The 14,974-nt window shown below is 67.3% G+C and carries 16 protein-coding genes; 10 read left to right on the top strand and 6 right to left on the bottom strand.

Annotated features, from left to right (window positions below):
• Nucleotides 1–67: 67 nt before the first annotated feature.
• Nucleotides 68–1,609 carry a sensor histidine kinase gene (locus tag Q0326_RS03585; protein ID WP_298687187.1) on the bottom strand — a complete coding sequence of 514 codons (1,542 nt, stop codon included), beginning with the start codon at nucleotides 1,607–1,609 and terminating at the stop codon, nucleotides 68–70.
• Nucleotides 1,610–1,659: 50 nt separating this feature from the next.
• Complete coding sequence (locus Q0326_RS03580) at nucleotides 1,660–1,821, bottom strand: NepR family anti-sigma factor (protein WP_298687185.1); 162 nt, start codon at nucleotides 1,819–1,821, stop codon at nucleotides 1,660–1,662.
• 245 nt (nucleotides 1,822–2,066) lie between these two features.
• On the opposite strand from Q0326_RS03580, the gene Q0326_RS03575 reads away from it, so the two are divergent.
• The 3 genes from Q0326_RS03575 (at nucleotide 2,067) to Q0326_RS03565 (ending at nucleotide 3,831) form a co-directional block, all read left to right on the top strand.
• Nucleotides 2,067–2,864 (top strand): response regulator, encoded by a 798-nt coding sequence (locus tag Q0326_RS03575; RefSeq protein ID WP_298687183.1) that lies wholly within the window; start codon nucleotides 2,067–2,069, stop codon nucleotides 2,862–2,864.
• A gap of 57 nt (nucleotides 2,865–2,921) precedes the next feature.
• Entirely contained in the window at nucleotides 2,922–3,059 is a 138-nt protein-coding gene (locus Q0326_RS03570) for a hypothetical protein (protein ID WP_298687181.1), read from the top strand.
• A gap of 109 nt (nucleotides 3,060–3,168) precedes the next feature.
• The gene (locus Q0326_RS03565; protein ID WP_298687179.1) at nucleotides 3,169–3,831 is read left to right on the top strand and encodes a sigma-70 family RNA polymerase sigma factor; all 663 of its coding nucleotides are present in this window, start codon (nucleotides 3,169–3,171) and stop codon (nucleotides 3,829–3,831) included.
• Nucleotides 3,832–3,835: 4 nt separating this feature from the next.
• Here the strand turns inward: Q0326_RS03565 and Q0326_RS03560 are convergent, their stop codons facing one another.
• Complete coding sequence (locus tag Q0326_RS03560) at nucleotides 3,836–4,012, bottom strand: hypothetical protein (protein ID WP_298687177.1); 177 nt, start codon at nucleotides 4,010–4,012, stop codon at nucleotides 3,836–3,838.
• 65 nt (nucleotides 4,013–4,077) lie between these two features.
• On the opposite strand from Q0326_RS03560, the gene Q0326_RS03555 reads away from it, so the two are divergent.
• The 7 genes from Q0326_RS03555 to Q0326_RS03525 all read left to right on the top strand — a co-directional run bounded on the left by Q0326_RS03555 (nucleotide 4,078) and on the right by Q0326_RS03525 (nucleotide 12,044).
• A complete protein-coding gene (locus Q0326_RS03555) occupies nucleotides 4,078–6,774 on the top strand; it encodes a bifunctional [glutamine synthetase] adenylyltransferase/[glutamine synthetase]-adenylyl-L-tyrosine phosphorylase (RefSeq protein ID WP_298687175.1) in 2,697 nt (898 codons plus the stop codon).
• Nucleotides 6,774–7,253: a peroxiredoxin gene (locus Q0326_RS03550; protein ID WP_298687173.1), complete on the top strand. Its 480-nt coding sequence runs from the start codon at nucleotides 6,774–6,776 to the stop codon at nucleotides 7,251–7,253. Before Q0326_RS03555 ends, Q0326_RS03550 begins: the two co-directional genes overlap by 1 nt.
• Complete coding sequence (locus Q0326_RS03545; RefSeq protein WP_298687171.1) at nucleotides 7,250–8,080, top strand: ferritin-like domain-containing protein; 831 nt, start codon at nucleotides 7,250–7,252, stop codon at nucleotides 8,078–8,080. Before Q0326_RS03550 ends, Q0326_RS03545 begins: the two co-directional genes overlap by 4 nt.
• 185 nt (nucleotides 8,081–8,265) lie before the next feature.
• A complete protein-coding gene (locus tag Q0326_RS03540) occupies nucleotides 8,266–8,961 on the top strand; it encodes a M23 family metallopeptidase (RefSeq protein ID WP_298687169.1) in 696 nt (231 codons plus the stop codon).
• Between the two features lie 31 nt (nucleotides 8,962–8,992).
• Nucleotides 8,993–9,328, top strand: coding sequence for an iron-sulfur cluster insertion protein ErpA (gene erpA, locus Q0326_RS03535; protein WP_298687167.1), 336 nt, complete (start codon nucleotides 8,993–8,995; stop codon nucleotides 9,326–9,328).
• Between the two features lie 38 nt (nucleotides 9,329–9,366).
• Complete coding sequence (gene xth, locus Q0326_RS03530) at nucleotides 9,367–10,140, top strand: exodeoxyribonuclease III (RefSeq protein ID WP_298687165.1); 774 nt, start codon at nucleotides 9,367–9,369, stop codon at nucleotides 10,138–10,140.
• Between the two features lie 59 nt (nucleotides 10,141–10,199).
• Nucleotides 10,200–12,044: a M20/M25/M40 family metallo-hydrolase gene (locus Q0326_RS03525; protein WP_298687163.1), complete on the top strand. Its 1,845-nt coding sequence runs from the start codon at nucleotides 10,200–10,202 to the stop codon at nucleotides 12,042–12,044.
• A gap of 7 nt (nucleotides 12,045–12,051) precedes the next feature.
• Here Q0326_RS03525 and Q0326_RS03520 read toward each other — a convergent pair whose 3' ends face one another.
• The 3 genes from Q0326_RS03520 to Q0326_RS03510 all read right to left on the bottom strand — a co-directional run bounded on the left by Q0326_RS03520 (nucleotide 12,052) and on the right by Q0326_RS03510 (nucleotide 14,935).
• Nucleotides 12,052–13,221, bottom strand: coding sequence for an N-acetyltransferase (locus Q0326_RS03520; RefSeq protein WP_298687355.1), 1,170 nt, complete (start codon nucleotides 13,219–13,221; stop codon nucleotides 12,052–12,054).
• Nucleotides 13,222–13,289: 68 nt separating this feature from the next.
• Nucleotides 13,290–14,003 carry a sterol desaturase family protein gene (locus Q0326_RS03515; RefSeq protein ID WP_298687353.1) on the bottom strand — a complete coding sequence of 238 codons (714 nt, stop codon included), beginning with the start codon at nucleotides 14,001–14,003 and terminating at the stop codon, nucleotides 13,290–13,292.
• Nucleotides 14,004–14,245: 242 nt separating this feature from the next.
• Complete coding sequence (locus tag Q0326_RS03510) at nucleotides 14,246–14,935, bottom strand: LptF/LptG family permease (RefSeq protein ID WP_298687161.1); 690 nt, start codon at nucleotides 14,933–14,935, stop codon at nucleotides 14,246–14,248.
• Nucleotides 14,936–14,974 lie beyond the last annotated feature (39 nt).

Raw genomic sequence — 14,974 nt, 5'->3', positions numbered from 1 at the left:
TGGCGATGCGCGGCGAGCAGGGCGGCGCGACGGCACGGGGCGCCCGCTGCAAAGCGAGGCTGAGCGCTCAGGCGGCGCCGGCGCGCGTCGCCTCGTCCAATACGGTGAGCTCGATTGTCGCGGTCCCGCGGACTTCGTCGCGCTCGAGCGGCGCGCGAATCTGGCGGGCCAGTCCGCCGACGACGCGCTCGAACAGCTCGAAGCGGTCGTCGACCGGGGCGGCGTCGCGTGCCAGCGCGGGCGAGCGGACCGTCAGCAGGGCGCGATCGCCGCGGCCGCGCACCGCCTCTAGCGTGATCGCGATCGTCGTGCCGGGCAGCCGCGTCATTGCGGTCTCGACCAGCTCGACGAGCAGGAAGGCAGCGGAGATCGCAGCGTCCTGCTGGACATGGAAAAGGCCGACAGCGAGCGAGATCACCGGCGGCTTGATCTTACCCGGGAGTGACCGGCGCAGATTGGCGGCGAGCTCGCCGATCAGCGGGCGCAGCGCGATGCCCTGGTTGACCTCAAGCTCGGCATAATGGCTGCGGTGGACGAGCGCCAACGCGTCGACCCGGCGCTGGATCGTGGCATAGGCGTCGGCGGCCTCGGGCGTGCGGGCGCCGCGCGCGTGAATGTTGAGCAGGCTGGCGACGACCTGAAGGTTGTTCTTGACGCGATGATGGACCTCGCGGGTCAGCTTGGTCTGCCGGGCAAGACCCTCCTCGAGCTCGGCCTCATGCCGCGTGATCGTCAGCGCGGCGCGCTGGAAGGCGTGACCCAGCGTGCGGATCTCGAGGGCGGGGGTGGTGAGCGGCGGCGTTTCGAAATGGCCGGTGAGCCGGTAGCGGTCGACCGCCTCCTGCATCGCGTCGAGCGGGCGCAGGATCAGCCTGTCAACGACCAGCCAGCCGATCGCGGCGGCCGAGATCCACATCAGCAGCGGCAGAAGCGTGAGCAGGATCTCGTTGGCACTGAGCGGCGGGGTCGCGATCGTCATCGTCAGCCGCAGCTGGCCGCCGGCGATCGGGAAACTGGCCAACACGCTGCGGCCGAGCGGGACGCTCTCGATCGTGGCGAGGCTCAGCGTCTGGCCGCTCTGGTCGTCGAGCCGGAGCGCATAGCTGCCGTCGAGCGCATTGGGATGCAGCGAGCGGGCCAACAGCGCCTTGGGTAGCACGGCGAACGCCCAGCCGGGCACGTCGCCGGCGCTCGCGATCAGGCGAACCGCCTGATCCTCGCCATCGATCGTTGCGATCGGGGCGGGGCCGGCCGCCAGCATCGGCGAGGTCGCGACCAGCGGGCGGCTCGAGCAGATCAGCTTGCCGCCAGCGTTGAAGATCGCGACGGCCGCGCCCGGTGCGTCCAGCGCGGTGATCGCACGGCGGCAGCCGGCTGGGCCGTTCCGCTGGGCGGCATGGAGGAGCCCAGCGACATGGTCGATATAAAGGTTGAAACGTTCGGCGCTGTCGTTCGCGAGCAGGCGCGCGGCCGCCTCGCGATTCGTGCGATTGGCCTTTGCTGTCTCGATCGAGGCGAGTGACGCGATGATGCCCAGCGGCAGCAAGGCCAGCGACAGCACGATGAGAATTTTCAGGCTGGTCGACAGCCGCGCGAACGCACGAAGCATGGACGAAGGCTGCGACATGGATTCCGATGGCGCGGCGGCGGGCACGCCCGTCAGCTAAGCTTGCCTAGAAGGTCCAGCAGCTCAGAGGGGACATCCTCGCTCACGGTCTTGGAATAGACCGATCGAAGCGCATGGCCAACGTCGCGGTCGGCGGTGCCGTCGCTGGATGGCTTGCCCCCGGTCTTACGCTTGGTCTTCTTTTCGTCGCTCAACGCCAACGTGCCCCGTCCCCAGTCGCCGGCCGCACGCCACACGCCCTTCCCAGGCTGTGTAGACGGTCAGCAGAGATACCGCGATAAAATCCTCGCGTGGCCGTGGAAACAAAAAAGTCGCACGTTGGTTCCACCCCCTGATGAACCTTAGGCTGTGGGGCGGTCATCGCAGGGGCGGGGCGCATTGCAAATGCGGATCCGGCGCTGGGCCATTAGGTGCCCCGCATTGGAGTTGGGAAATATTTATGTCGCTTGGACAAGATCTTGCGCCGCATCTTCCGTTCGTACGGCGCTATGCGCGCGCGCTGACCGGCACCCAGAAACAGGGCGATGCTTATGTCCGCGCGACGCTCGAGGCGATCGTTGCGGCGCCGGAAGATTTTCCGCGTGATGTCGATCCGCGGCTTGGCCTTTATCGCACCTTCCAGGCGATCTGGTCGTCCGCCAATGTCGAGACCGGCGTCGATGGCGGGCAGGACAATGCCCAACCCGAGGTGATCGCGCAGGCGCGCCTTGCCCGCATCACCCCGCGCTCGCGCCAGGCGCTGCTGCTGACCGCGATGGAAGGCTTCACCAGCGAGGATGCCGCCTATCTGATCGGCGTCGATACCGACGAGGTCGACACGCTGGTCGCCGATGCCTTGTCCGAGATCGAGCGCCAGACCCATGCCGACGTGCTGATCATCGAGGACGAGCCGATCATCGCCATGGATCTCGAGACGATCGTGCGTGATCTCGGCCATGGCGTCACCGGCGTTGCGGTGACCCGCGACGAGGCGGTCGCGCAGGCGATGGCGCGTCGCCCCGGTCTCGTGCTTGCCGACATCCAGTTGGCCGACGACAGTTCGGGCATCGACGCGGTCAAGGACATCCTGGCCCAATTCGAAGTGCCCGTGATCTTCATCACCGCCTTCCCCGAGCGATTGCTCACCGGCGAGCGGCCCGAGCCGACCTTCCTGATCACCAAGCCGTTCCAGCGATCGACCGTCAAAGCCGCGATCGCACAGGCGCTGTTCTTCGACACGTCGACGGTTCCCGCCTGAACGGAACCGCGGCGCCCGGCCCGACGTTAGCATGTCGAAACGATCGGGAGAGCGTCGATGGACGATAAGCAGACCCATCTGTCCGCTACCGAGGCTCGGGGCGGACAGAAGACCAATACGGTCCGCTACGTGCTCGGCATCTCGCTGGCGGCGATCATCGTGATCTTCGCTATCCTGTTGTTTATCAACCGTTAGCCTAATCGCTTACGATCAATGACGACCTCGCCTCTGGTGTTGGGGCGAGCGGGCGCCTATCTTTGCGCGGCAAGGGTAGGATCGCTGCCAAGGGAGCCCTGGGGGACTGATGACGACCGACGTTCCGCAGGATGTGGAAGGCGCTGACGAGGCAGGCGAGGAAGTTCCCTACGTCCACACGCCGCTGCCCGACAATGAATTCAAGACGCAGTTGGCGCAGGTCATCCCGCATCTGCGTGCTTTCGGTCGCTCGCTCTCGGGCAATCGCGACCTCGCCGACGATCTGGTGCAAGAGACGTTGCTCAAGGCCTGGGCGGCGCGTCAGCGTTTCCAGGCCGGGACCAACATGCGTGCCTGGACCTTCATCATCCTGCGCAATCTGTTCCTCAGCCAGATGCGCCGCGCGCGGTTCAAGGGCGAGTGGGACGAGATCACCGCCAACAAGCTGCTCGCTGCACCGGCCAGTCAGGATCGCCACGTCGAACTTGGCGACATGCAGCGTGCGTTGCTCCATCTCCCCCAACCGCAGCGCGAGGCGTTGATCCTCGTCGGCGCGGGCGGCTTCGCCTATGAAGAGGCGGCCGAGATTTGCGGATGCGCCGTCGGCACGATCAAGAGCCGCGTCGCGCGCGGTCGCGTCGCGCTGGAGGCTCTGTTGACGGACGGCAAATTGCCATCACGACGGACGCACACGACCGATCCGAACACCACGGCGTTGCAGACGATCATGGATCAGGTCGACGATCTGAGCCGGGATGGACCGGGGCGCTAAGCGCCTAGCGAAGCTTGGCGAGCAACGTGTCGAAATCGGCCGTCGAGCCCTTCTCGCATCGGAATGCTCCGCGCAGCGCAGTGCCCAGATCGGCTGTCTCGCTCGGCGTACCGACCAGCTTGGCCGCACCGCTGAGCTGCGCTTGGCGATCGGTCGCGGATGTCCAGTCCTGCTGTCCCATAGGGGGTCAACGCCGCAAGTTGCGCGAGGGTTGCGTGGCATCTTCGCAGGCGACGTCTCTTTAGTATGAGTAATGTCCCGGATCGGGCGGTGGTCGCTGCATTGGCACGGGCGCAGGCCCACGCGCCTTATCTGCGACGATTGGCACGGCGCGAGACGGCGGTGGCGATGGCGCTCGACGCCGGCGACCTCGGGTCCGCCTGGGATAAGACGACCGCCCGCGTCGAAGGCGAGGCCGGCGTCGCATCGGCGCTTCGTGGCGCAAAACGGCGGTTGGCCCTCGCGCTTGCCGTCGGCGACCTCTCCGGCGTGCTGCCGCTCGAGACGGTGACGCAGCGATTGTCCGACTTCGCAGACCGCGCCCTCGATGCCGCGATCCGTGCCGCCATCACGGAGCGGACGCCCGACGCCGAGCCTGCCGGTTTTGCCGCGCTGGCACTTGGCAAACATGGCAGTCGCGAGCTGAATTATTCGTCCGATATCGATCCGATCCTGATCTTCGATCCCGACACGCTGCCGCGGCGTGCGCGCGAGGAACCCGTCGAGGCGGCGGTGCGGATCGCGCGCCGGGTCGTCGAGCTGCTCCAGACGATCGACGCCGACGGCTATGTGTTCCGCGTCGACCTGCGGCTGCGACCGGCGCCCGAAGCGACCCCTCTGGCGCTCCCCGTGTCGGCCGCGATCGCCTATTATGAGTCGAGCGCACTGCCGTGGGAGCGTGCCGCCTTCATCCGCGCGCGCGCCGCGGCGGGCGACGTCGCGCTGGGCGAGCGGTTTCTCGACGAAATCCGCCCCTTCGTCTGGCGGCGCGCGCTTGATTTCGGCGCGATCGGCGAAATTCGCGCGCTTTCGCGCCGCATCCGCAGCCATTATGAGGCCGGGCAGCGCTTCGGGCCAGGCTATGATCTCAAGCGCGGCCGCGGCGCCATCCGCGAGATCGAGTTTTTCGCGCAGATCCACCAACTGATTCACGGTGGTCGCGAACGCCTGCTGCGGGCGCCGGCGACGCTGGATGCGCTGGCGGCCCTGGCGGAAGCGGGACGGATCGATCCCGACGAAGCCGCCGAACTCGCGGCGGCCTATCGCCTCTACCGCACCGTCGAGCACCGGTTGCAGATGGTCGAGGATCGCCAGACGCACAGCCTGCCGGCCGATCTGGCGGCACTCGACAACGTCGCGCTGCTCGATGGCCGTGCCGATGCGGCGTCGCTGCTCGACGTCTTGCGTCCGCATGTCGAGCGCGTCGGGTCGATCTATGACGCGCTCGACGCACCGGAGGATCGCACGCTGCCGAGCGACGACGTCGAGCTGGCGGCGGCGCTCGCGGGGGCTGGCTTCGCCGATACCGAGGCGGCGGCGACGCGCATCGCGCATTGGCGGGGTGGAAGCGTGCGGTCGCTACGGTCTGCGGCGGCGCAGAATGCGCTCGAAGCCGTGCTGCCGGGCTTGATTGCCGCACTCGGCGCGGCGCCCGATCCGGCTGCGGCACTCAACCGGTTCGACAATGTCGTCGAAAAGCTGCCCAGCGCAATCAACCTGTTCCGCCTGCTCGAGGCCAGGCCGCAGCTGGCGAAGCTTGCCTGTGACGTGTTCAGCCTCGCGCCGACACTCGCCGACATGCTTGGCCGGCGCCCCGATCTGATCGACGCGCTGATCGATGCGCGGGCGCTTGACCCGCCGGGATCGGTTGCGCAGCTCGCGGCAGGCTTTGCCGGGGGGGAGGGCGAGGATTATCAGTCGCTGCTCGATCGCGTGCGGCGCGAGGTCGGCGAGCTGCGCTTCGCGCAGGGCGTGCAGATCGTCTCGGCGGCAAGCGACCCGCTTGATGTCGCCGGCGGCTATGCGCGGATCGCCGAGGCCGCGCTCGCGGCGCTGGCGAACGCGGCGATCGCCGCGTTCGAGGCGATCCATGGCCGCATCCCTGGCGGCGAGCTGGTGATCCTGGCGCTCGGCCGCTTCGGCGGCGCGGCGCTGACCCATGCCTCCGATCTCGATCTCGTCTTCCTGTTCACCGGCGACCATCTCGCCGAGTCCGATGGCGCCAAGCCGCTCGGCGCCACGCTCTATTTCAACCGACTGGCGCAGCGAGTCACCGCCGCTTTGTCGGTGCCGACCGCGGCGGGGCCGCTGTACGAGATCGACACGCGGCTGCGACCTTCGGGCGCGCAGGGGCTGCTGGCGGTCTCGGTCGACAGTTTCGCGCGCTATCAGCGCGAGAATGCCTGGACTTGGGAGCATATGGCGCTCGCACGGGCCCGTATCGTATTCGGATCGGCCGCCGCACGTCTGGCGCTGGATGCGGTTGTCGCTCTGACGCTGCGTAGCGATCGCGATCCCGTGAAGCTGGTTGCCGACGCTGCCAAGATGCGCGCCGACATTGCCACGCATAAACCCCCCAACGGGCCTCTGGATGTCAAGCTGATGCCGGGCGGGCTGGTCGATCTCGAATTCCTCGTCCATGTCACGCAGCTCAACTATCGCATCGGTTTCGATCCGCGGTTGGGCGTCGCGATTGCGCAACTCGTCGAAGCCGAGCTGCTGCCGGCTTCCCTGCTTGTCGCGCACGATCTGCTCACGCGCCTGCTGGTGACGATGCGGCTGATGGCGCCCAGTGCTGCAATGCCGGCGCCGGCGGCCCGTGAGGCGATCGCTCGCGCGTGCGGCATGGCGGACTGGTCGGCGCTGCTTGCCGGGCTCGATACGGCGCGGCAGAGCGTTGGCGAGGCGTGGCGGGCGATCGCCGGCGAGACAGGAGAGCATTGATGGCAAGCGATCTGCAACCCGGCGACATGGCCCCTGATGTGTCGCTCGCGACCCCCGACGGCGGGACATTGGCCCTGGCGCAGCTGCGCGGCCGCCCGCTCGTCCTCTATTTTTATCCCAAGGACGATACGCCGGGCTGCACCACCGAGGCCAAGGATTTCTCGGCGCTCAAGTCGGCGTTCGATATGGCCGGCATCGACATTCTCGGCGTCTCGAAGAATACGCCCGCGCAGCACGCCAAATTCGCGACCAAACATGGGCTGACGATCAGCCTCGCCAGCGATCCCGACGACAGCGTATGCGAGGCGTTCGGCACCTGGATCGAAAAGAGCCTCTATGGCCGCAAATATATGGGCATCGACCGTGCGACCTTCCTGATCGATGCCGAGGGCCGCATCGTACGGATCTGGCGCAAGGTGAAGGTGCCCGGCCATGCGCAGCAGGTGCTCGAGGCGGGCGAAGCGCTGGCGCGCGGATGACGCCGCGCGGGCGGGCGGGCGTCCGTGCGGCGCAGACCATCGCGCAGGCGTGCGCGGCGGTGCTGCGGACCGCTGACCCGCACGAGAAGGCGATGGCGGCACGGGTGGCGGCGCGGACATGGCGCGGCGGGGGGCTTGCCCATCGCTTCGACGTCTCGATGCCCGACACGCCGCCACGTCCCGCCCAGCCGATCCTTGTCGCGCCGCGCGATCTGCCGCGGCGCAAGCGCGGCGGCTCCGAACGGTCGCGTATCGCGATGCTGCACGCCTTCGCGCACATCGAATATGTCGCGATCGATCTCGCCTTCGATTGCGCCGGCCGGTTCGGTGAGACGATGCCGCGGAACTTCGTCGACGACTGGCTGCATGTCGGCGCGGACGAGGCGATGCACTTCGCGCTGCTCGACCGCCGGCTGCGCGCGCTGGGCTCGGGCTATGGGACGCTACCGGCGCACGACGGCCTGTGGGAAGCGGCGGGCAAGACGCGCGACGATCTTCTGGCACGGCTCGCGGTCGTGCCGATGGCCTTGGAGGCCCGCGGTCTCGACGTCACGCCGGCCACCGTCGAGCGCTTCGCAGCGCAAGGCGACATGCGCTCGGCGCGTATTCTGACACGCATCTTCGTCGACGAAATCCGGCATGTCGCGGTTGGTACGCGGTGGTTCGAACAGTGCTGCAAAGAGGCCGCGCAGACGCCATCGACGGCGTGGCAGCACATTATCGCAGGGCGATTCCCCGGGCTCGTGAAGCCGCCATTCAACGCTTCGGCGCGCGATGCGGCCGGTCTGACGCTGGATTATTACGGTACACTTGCGGCGTTAACCTGATCGGGTCAGACATCGAGCGCTGTCAGCGGGAGGGGCTTTCCACGACGGCAGAGCCAAAAGATCTGTGATTGCGGCATCGCTCCCGCACCACGGATACGCGCGGGGTGACCAAAATCGTGACGTTTTATACCAGCTCGATGCATAACGCGGCGATCGCCAAACGGTTGCCGCGCGGGATCGCCGGTTTGAAGATATTCGCATTCGCGGCGATCGCGTTCGCCACCGTCGCGCAGCCCGCCGCCGCGGCCGACACTGTCGCCGCCGCCACGACGTCAGTCGGTGCCTTCGACGCCGTGTCGACCGCGGGCATCGGCGCGCATGCCGATCCGATGTTTCGCTCGCTGTTCGACGGCTGGCAGAAGATGGACGCAGTCCCGCATGGCGGCCTCGTCTCGGTGCCCTCGCAGAAGCCGGTGCGCGACTTCCGCTACACGTCGGTGTTCGGCGTACGGGGCAACCCCTTCGGCGGCGGCGGCGAAATGCACCCTGGCCTCGACATGGCGGCGCCGATCGGCACGCCGGTCTATGCCACCGCCGACGGCTATGTCGGGCGCGCCGAGCGCACTTTTGGCGGCTATGGCAATCTCGTCCAGCTCGAGCATGGCAAGGGCATCGAGACGCGCTACGGCCATCTTTCGCAGATCCTGGTCCATCAGGGCCAGCACGTCCATCGCGGCGATCTGATCGCGCTGATGGGCTCGACCGGCCGCTCGACCGGCAGCCATCTCCATTACGAGGTTCGCATCGACGGCCGCGCGGTCAATCCGATGCCCTTCCTGCAGACCGCCGACTATCTGACGGCGCTGCAGAACCGCACCGCGCCGACGCACGACACCCCGCAGGTCGCGATGGGCGGTCCGGAAGATCCCGGCGCGGATTGAATGACCGGGCGGTGAGGCCTATCTCCGTTACATGACCGAACCCGCCGCCATCGACATCACCACCGCCGCTGCGGCCCGCGTCGCGGCGATCGCCGCCAAGCAGGGCAAGCCCGCGATGCTGCGCCTGTCGGTCGATGGGGGGGGCTGCGCCGGGTTCCAATATGTGTTCGGGCTCGCCGAAGCGGCCGATGCCGACGACATTCTCGCGGTGCGCGACGGGGTGACGCTGGTCGTCGATCCGGTCAGCCTCGATCTCGTCCGCGGGTCGCAGGTCGATTATGTCGAATCGCTGGGCGGTGCGGCGTTCAAGGTCGAGAACCCGCAGGCGGCGTCGGGCTGCGGATGCGGATCGAGCTTCTCGATCTGACGCTTCCGATCCGGCCGCGGTCCGGCTAGACCGCGCGGATGCGGATCGCCACCTACAACGTCAACGGTATCAACGCCCGCCTGCCGCGGCTGCTCGAATGGCTCGAGGAGGCGAGGCCCGACGTCGCCTGCCTGCAGGAACTCAAGGCGGACGGCGAGAAGATCCCGATCCAGGCGATCACGGATGCGGGCTATGGCGCCATCTGGCACGGCCAGAAGGGCTTCAACGGGGTCGCGATCCTCGCCAGGGGCGAGCAGCCGGTCGAACGCCGCCGCGGCCTGCCCGATGACCCCGACGAGACGCACAGCCGCTATATCGAAGCCGAGGTCGGCGGCGTCGTCGTCGCCTCGATCTATCTGCCCAATGGCAACCCGCAGCCCGGTCCCAAGTTCGACTATAAGCTCGCCTGGATGGAACGGCTGATCGATCACGCGGCAAGCTTGCTGGTCGAGGAAAAGCCGGTCGTGCTCGCCGGCGACTATAATGTCACTCCCAGGGACATCGACACCTTCTCGGTGCTCGCGATGGCCGATGATGCGCTGACCCAGCCCGAAAGCCGTGCCGCGCTGCGCCGCTTGCTTCACCAGGGCTGGACCGACGCGATCCGCGCGCGCCATCCCGAACCGGCGCCGCTCTATACCTTCTGGGATTATCAGGCGGGGGCATGGCCGCGCGACGCGGGCTTCCGCATCGACCATCTGCTGCTCAGCCCGCAGGCCGCCGACAGGCTGGTCGACGCCAATGTCGACAAGGCGGTGCGCGGGCGCGAGAAGGCCTCGGATCATGCGCCGACCTGGGTGGAGTTGCGCTGATCGCCACCGCCGAGGACCGGACGCTGAGCAGCGCGCCGCCGATCATGCGGATTGTGGCGTTGATCGCGACGATCCTGGTCGTGCTGTGGTTCGGGCTGCGCGCCATCGCGCCGCCGGCGGTCGTGCCGGCCTCGGCCTCGACAACCGTTTTTTCGGCCGACCGCGCGATGGTCGATCTGCGGACGATCGGACAGCGGCCGCATCCCGTCGCGACCGTCGATAATGCGCGCGTGCGGGCCTATCTGGCGGGGCGGTTGCGCGGGCTCGGCGTCGCAACCGAAGAACGGCACTATCTCGTCGATCCCGTGGGCTATGCCAGGCTGCGCAGCTGGAATCCGCAGGTCAGCGCGTCGGCCGAACTGGTCGATCTGATCGGCGTGCTGCCCGGGCGCGACCGCGCGCAGCCCGCGGTCGCGCTGATGGCGCATCTGGATACGGTGTGGGGATCGCCCGGTGCTGCGGACGATAGCATCGGTGTCGCCTCGATCCTCGAGATCCTGCGCGCGATCCGGGCGAAGGGGATGCCGGCGCGGGACATCGTCGTCATACTCACCGACGGCGAAGAGATCGGCCTGTCGGGCGCGCGCGCCTTCTGGCCGGGCGATCCGCTCGCCAAGCACGTCGGCGTCGTCATCAACCTCGAGTCGCGCGGCGCCGGTGGCCGGGCGGCGATGTTCGAGACCGGCACGGGCAATGCCGCGATGATCCGCCTGTTCGGGCGCGGGGTGGCGCATCCGATCGCCGATTCGATGGCGGTGCTTGCCTATCGGCTGATGCCCAACAACACCGATTTCACGGTGCCGCACGAGCAGGGGCTGCCCGGTTTCAACTTCGCGAACCTCGGCCGGGCGGGCTATTATCACTCGCCGCTCGCCATGGCGGACCATGTCGATCCGCGCAGTGTGCAGGATATGGGGGATCAGGCCCTCGGCACCGCAATCGCACTGGCCTTCGCGCCGAAATTGCCCGCGACGGGCCGCGATGCGGTGTTCTTCGATTATGCCGGATATGGCCTCGTTGCTTACGCGATCGGGACGGGCTGGCTGCTCATCCTCGGCGCAGCGCTGCTGTGGGGCGTCGCCGTGCTACGCATCCGGCGGCTCGGTATCGCGCCCGCGGAGATGCTCGCCGGGGCAGGGGCGATGTTCTGGCTGCTCGCGCACGGCGTGCTCGCGCTGGCCGCGGTCAACCTGCTGTCGGGCAGCGCTCGTCATCCCAATTATTATGATCGGCTTGCAGCGTTGCCGATGCTCGAGGCGCAAGCGGTGCTCGCGGCTGCGGCGCTTCTTCTCGGCACATTTTTACTTCGTCGCCCGGTCTGGCGGATCGCGTGGCTCGTGCCGACGCTATGCCTCGCGCTGCTGTGCTGGAAGCAGGGGGCGCCGCACGGCCTTGTCGTCGGTTGCACGCTGATCGGGCTGCCGACCGGTTGGTTCGCTGGGGAGAAGAATCAGGTACGCTGGGGCGGCTGGCTGGGCGCGATCGCCGTGCTGCTGCTGATTGCGATCGGCCTGCAGGTAAAGGCACCGTTGGCGGCATGGATCTTCGCTTGGCCGGCCCTGACGTTCGCGCTGGCGGCCGCGGTCGTGGCTTGGACCGACGCCGCGTTCGCGCGGCCGGCGAGTTGGGCGATCATCGCTGCCGCGGCAATGCTGGTCGGCATTCCGCTGCTGCCGCTGGCGCACCTCACCTTCCTCGGCATCGGTGCGCCGCTCGCACCCGCCTTGGCGCCCCTGTTGCTGATCGTCGCGGCCGGATTGTGGCCTCTGGCGCAGATCGAACGTCAGCGTCGTGCGGCCCTGGTCGCGATCGCGCTGCTGGCCGTCGCGGCCACGGGGATCGCGCTCAAGGTCAGGGGAGCGCCGCTCGCGCCGACGGTCCCCGGCTACAGCCTCGACAAATGAGCCACGGCTACAGCGTCTTGCCGTAGATCCGGTAGGTGCGGTTCATCTTGCTGTCGATCGCGTCGGCGATCGAGACCATGCCCTGATTGTCCTGCAGCACCCAGCCGATCTCGGCGCGCGTCGCACCAAAGTCGGTCACCGAGGCCGAGCGGATATATTCGATCATGATGAAGGCGAGCTGCGAGGCAAGCCGCGTCGACTGCAACCGCTTGACCACGCCCATCAGCGGCACGCGCACGGTGCGCACCGTCGGCTTGCCCGAGAATCCGCCATTGAGCCGCCACAGCAGCTTAATCGCGCCGAACGGGAAGAGCTCGCCGGCGAGGTCCTTCTGCATCTCGTTGAGATCGGGCCAGGTCATCATGAAGGCGACGGGCTCGCCGTCGACCTCGGCGATCCGGATGAGTTCGTTGAAGACGATCGGTTTGAGCTTCTTGCCGACATAGGCGATCTCGGCGTCGGTGATCGGCAGGAAGCCCCAATTGTCCGACCAGGCATCGTTGAGGATCGACAGGATCAGCGCCGCCTCGGCGGCAAAGTTCTTCTTGTTGACCTTGCGCACGGTGATGCGGGGGTTGCGCTCGCCCGAGGCGACGATGCGTTGGATCAGCGGCGGGAACGGCTTGGTGATGTCGAGATCGTAAGTGTAGAGATCCTTGACGCCCTGATAGCCGGCGGCCTCGATCCACGCCTCGTAGCGCGGATTGTGGTGCCCCATCATCACCGTCGGCGAATGATCGTGGCCCGCGACGAGCAGGCCGGGCTCGTCCCAGATCGAGATCGACATCGGGCCGACCGCGCGCGTCATGCCTTCGGCGCGCAACCATATCTCGGCGCGCGCGATCAACGCGGCTGCGATCTCGGCGTCGACCGCTTCCATCAGCCCCCAATTGCCGATGTCGCGACCGCCGCCCTGCTCGGGGGGCATTTCGAGCCAGAGATGATCGATGTGCGCGGAAATCCGCCCGACATCCTTGCCGTCGCGCGTCGCGATGAACAGGCTGCCATGGCCATGCTCGTACCACGGGTTCTTGCCCGGGGTGAGCAGCTCGAGCACGTCCATCTTGAGGGGGGGCACCCAGGCCGGATCATGCCGGTTGAGCGCGAACTGGACCTCGACGAACCGTTTCTTGTCGGCCTTGGTCTTTACCTCGAAGATGTCGATCGCGCCTGCCATGCCCTGCCCCAGATTGCCGATGCCCGGACACCTAACCGGAAGCCGCACCCGGCTCCATTAAATCTTGGTCAGGCGGCCTTGTTGCGTTGCCGGAACTCGGCGGTCGAGATGACCCCGCCGGACAGGTCGCGGACCTTGGGATAGCGCTCGGCGATCTCGTCGGTGTAGCCGAGGTTGAACACGGTGCGGCTCTTCGGGCGGGCCGCGGCACCGGCATAATGGGTCCGGCCGAGATGGTCCCACCAGAAGTTGGTGATGCCGAAATTGCCGGTCTCGTCGTGGAAATGATGCTCCATGTGGCGCTGCTTGATCATCGCCAGCCACTTGTTCTTGGGCTTGTAGGAGAGGTGCTGGATGCAGTGGAAAAATTCGTTGATGCAGGTCTGGATCAGACCGGTCGCGAACGCTGCAGCGGCGCCGCCGGGACCGCCGATCCAATAGCCGATCGGGATCGTCGACAGCGCGACGGTCGGCACGACGTTGAGCGGCGAGCCGAACAGCACCTCGAGATGGTTGGGATCTTGGTGATGGTCGTAATGGATCCGCTTCCAGGTCGCCGCCAGGAAGCTCACCTTCCACATCCAGCGCGAGTGCAGCACGAAGCGGTGCAGCCCGTACCAGACCAGCGGGAACAGCAGCACCGCGACCGCGACCGACAGCGCGGTGCGTCCGATCGAGGCCGGATGATAGACGAACGCGCCGATCGAGACCGCGGCGAGGCCAAGATAGATAAGGATCGCCGGATATTGCAGATAGGCGACGACCAGCTCCCGGAGCGTCATCCGGTCGAGATGGTGCGACTGCGACCAGAAGCCGGTGCGGCGGATGGCGGTGGTGTTCACGCGGCGGTTCGTCCCTGACGGTTGCGGAATGGCTCAACTCCCGAACCCGTGGCTATGGTCCGGCAATGCGGCGCCTTTTGGGCAACCGTCTGGCGCCGTCAAGATAGGTGCAATTGCAGGGATTGCAGCAGAGGGGGTCGAAGCGGTGGGCAATCGCGCCGCAGGACGCAGGCGGCCGGCCGCTACTCCTCGGTGCGGATCAGCACGGTCTCGCCGATCAGCAGGAACAGAAGGAACGGTGCCCAGGCGGCGAGGAAAGGCGGATAGGCGCCGAGATTGCCCATCGCGACCGCAAAATTGTCCGCGACGAAATAGGCGAAGCCGAGCGCCATGCCGATGATTGCGCGCACGAACAGCTGGCCCGACCGTGCGAGGCCGAAGGCGGCAACCCCGGCAAGCAGGGGCATCAGCACGGACGACAGCGGGCCCGAGAGCTTGTGCCACCATCCGGTCTCGAGCGGGCCCGTCGGCCTGCCTGCGGACTCGAGCTCGTCGACCGCGGTGCCAAGATCGGTCAGCGAACGCTCGTCGGCCGAGACCGAGGCGAGCGTGAACTGTTCGGCGGTGACGTGTGCGCCGAACTCATAATGCGCGACCTTGAGCTCGTTGCCCGAGACGACGTCGAACATCGTCGTGCCGACGGCGGTCCAGCCACCACCGGGCTTGATTGCCGCCGACGGCGCCTTGAACACGCGGCGCAGTTCGCCGCCGTCGCGGTCGTATACGGTGACGCCGGTGAGCTTCACAGCCGTCCCCGTGCCGCTGACGAGGTCGGCATGGACGATGTCGTCGCCGTCGCGCACCCAGACGTTGGCGGGATTGGCGATGCTCTTGGGAACCGGGCCGTAGTCGACATCCTGTCTCTTATACACATCTGACGCTGCCGACGAAGAGGATAGTGTAGATCTCGG

The sequence above is a fragment of the uncultured Sphingomonas sp. genome (assembly GCF_937859915.1).
Classification (GTDB): domain Bacteria; phylum Pseudomonadota; class Alphaproteobacteria; order Sphingomonadales; family Sphingomonadaceae; genus Solisphingomonas.
The sequence above is the reverse complement of the archived record's forward strand: the minus strand, read 5'-3'. Positions and strand labels throughout refer to the sequence as shown.

Coding starts and splice junctions, on each gene's coding strand:
- Q0326_RS03585 (WP_298687187.1), bottom strand. CDS start 1,609: ATGCTTCGTGCGTTCGCGCGGCTGTCGACCAGCCTGAAAATTCTCATC.
- Q0326_RS03575 (WP_298687183.1), top strand. CDS start 2,067: ATGTCGCTTGGACAAGATCTTGCGCCGCATCTTCCGTTCGTACGGCGC.
- Q0326_RS03570 (WP_298687181.1), top strand. CDS start 2,922: ATGGACGATAAGCAGACCCATCTGTCCGCTACCGAGGCTCGGGGCGGA.
- Q0326_RS03565 (WP_298687179.1), top strand. CDS start 3,169: ATGACGACCGACGTTCCGCAGGATGTGGAAGGCGCTGACGAGGCAGGC.
- Q0326_RS03560 (WP_298687177.1), bottom strand. CDS start 4,012: ATGGGACAGCAGGACTGGACATCCGCGACCGATCGCCAAGCGCAGCTC.
- Q0326_RS03555 (WP_298687175.1), top strand. CDS start 4,078: ATGAGTAATGTCCCGGATCGGGCGGTGGTCGCTGCATTGGCACGGGCG.
- Q0326_RS03550 (WP_298687173.1), top strand. CDS start 6,774: ATGGCAAGCGATCTGCAACCCGGCGACATGGCCCCTGATGTGTCGCTC.
- Q0326_RS03545 (WP_298687171.1), top strand. CDS start 7,250: ATGACGCCGCGCGGGCGGGCGGGCGTCCGTGCGGCGCAGACCATCGCG.
- erpA (WP_298687167.1), top strand. CDS start 8,993: ATGACCGAACCCGCCGCCATCGACATCACCACCGCCGCTGCGGCCCGC.
- xth (WP_298687165.1), top strand. CDS start 9,367: ATGCGGATCGCCACCTACAACGTCAACGGTATCAACGCCCGCCTGCCG.
- Q0326_RS03520 (WP_298687355.1), bottom strand. CDS start 13,221: ATGGCAGGCGCGATCGACATCTTCGAGGTAAAGACCAAGGCCGACAAG.
- Q0326_RS03515 (WP_298687353.1), bottom strand. CDS start 14,003: ATGACGCTCCGGGAGCTGGTCGTCGCCTATCTGCAATATCCGGCGATC.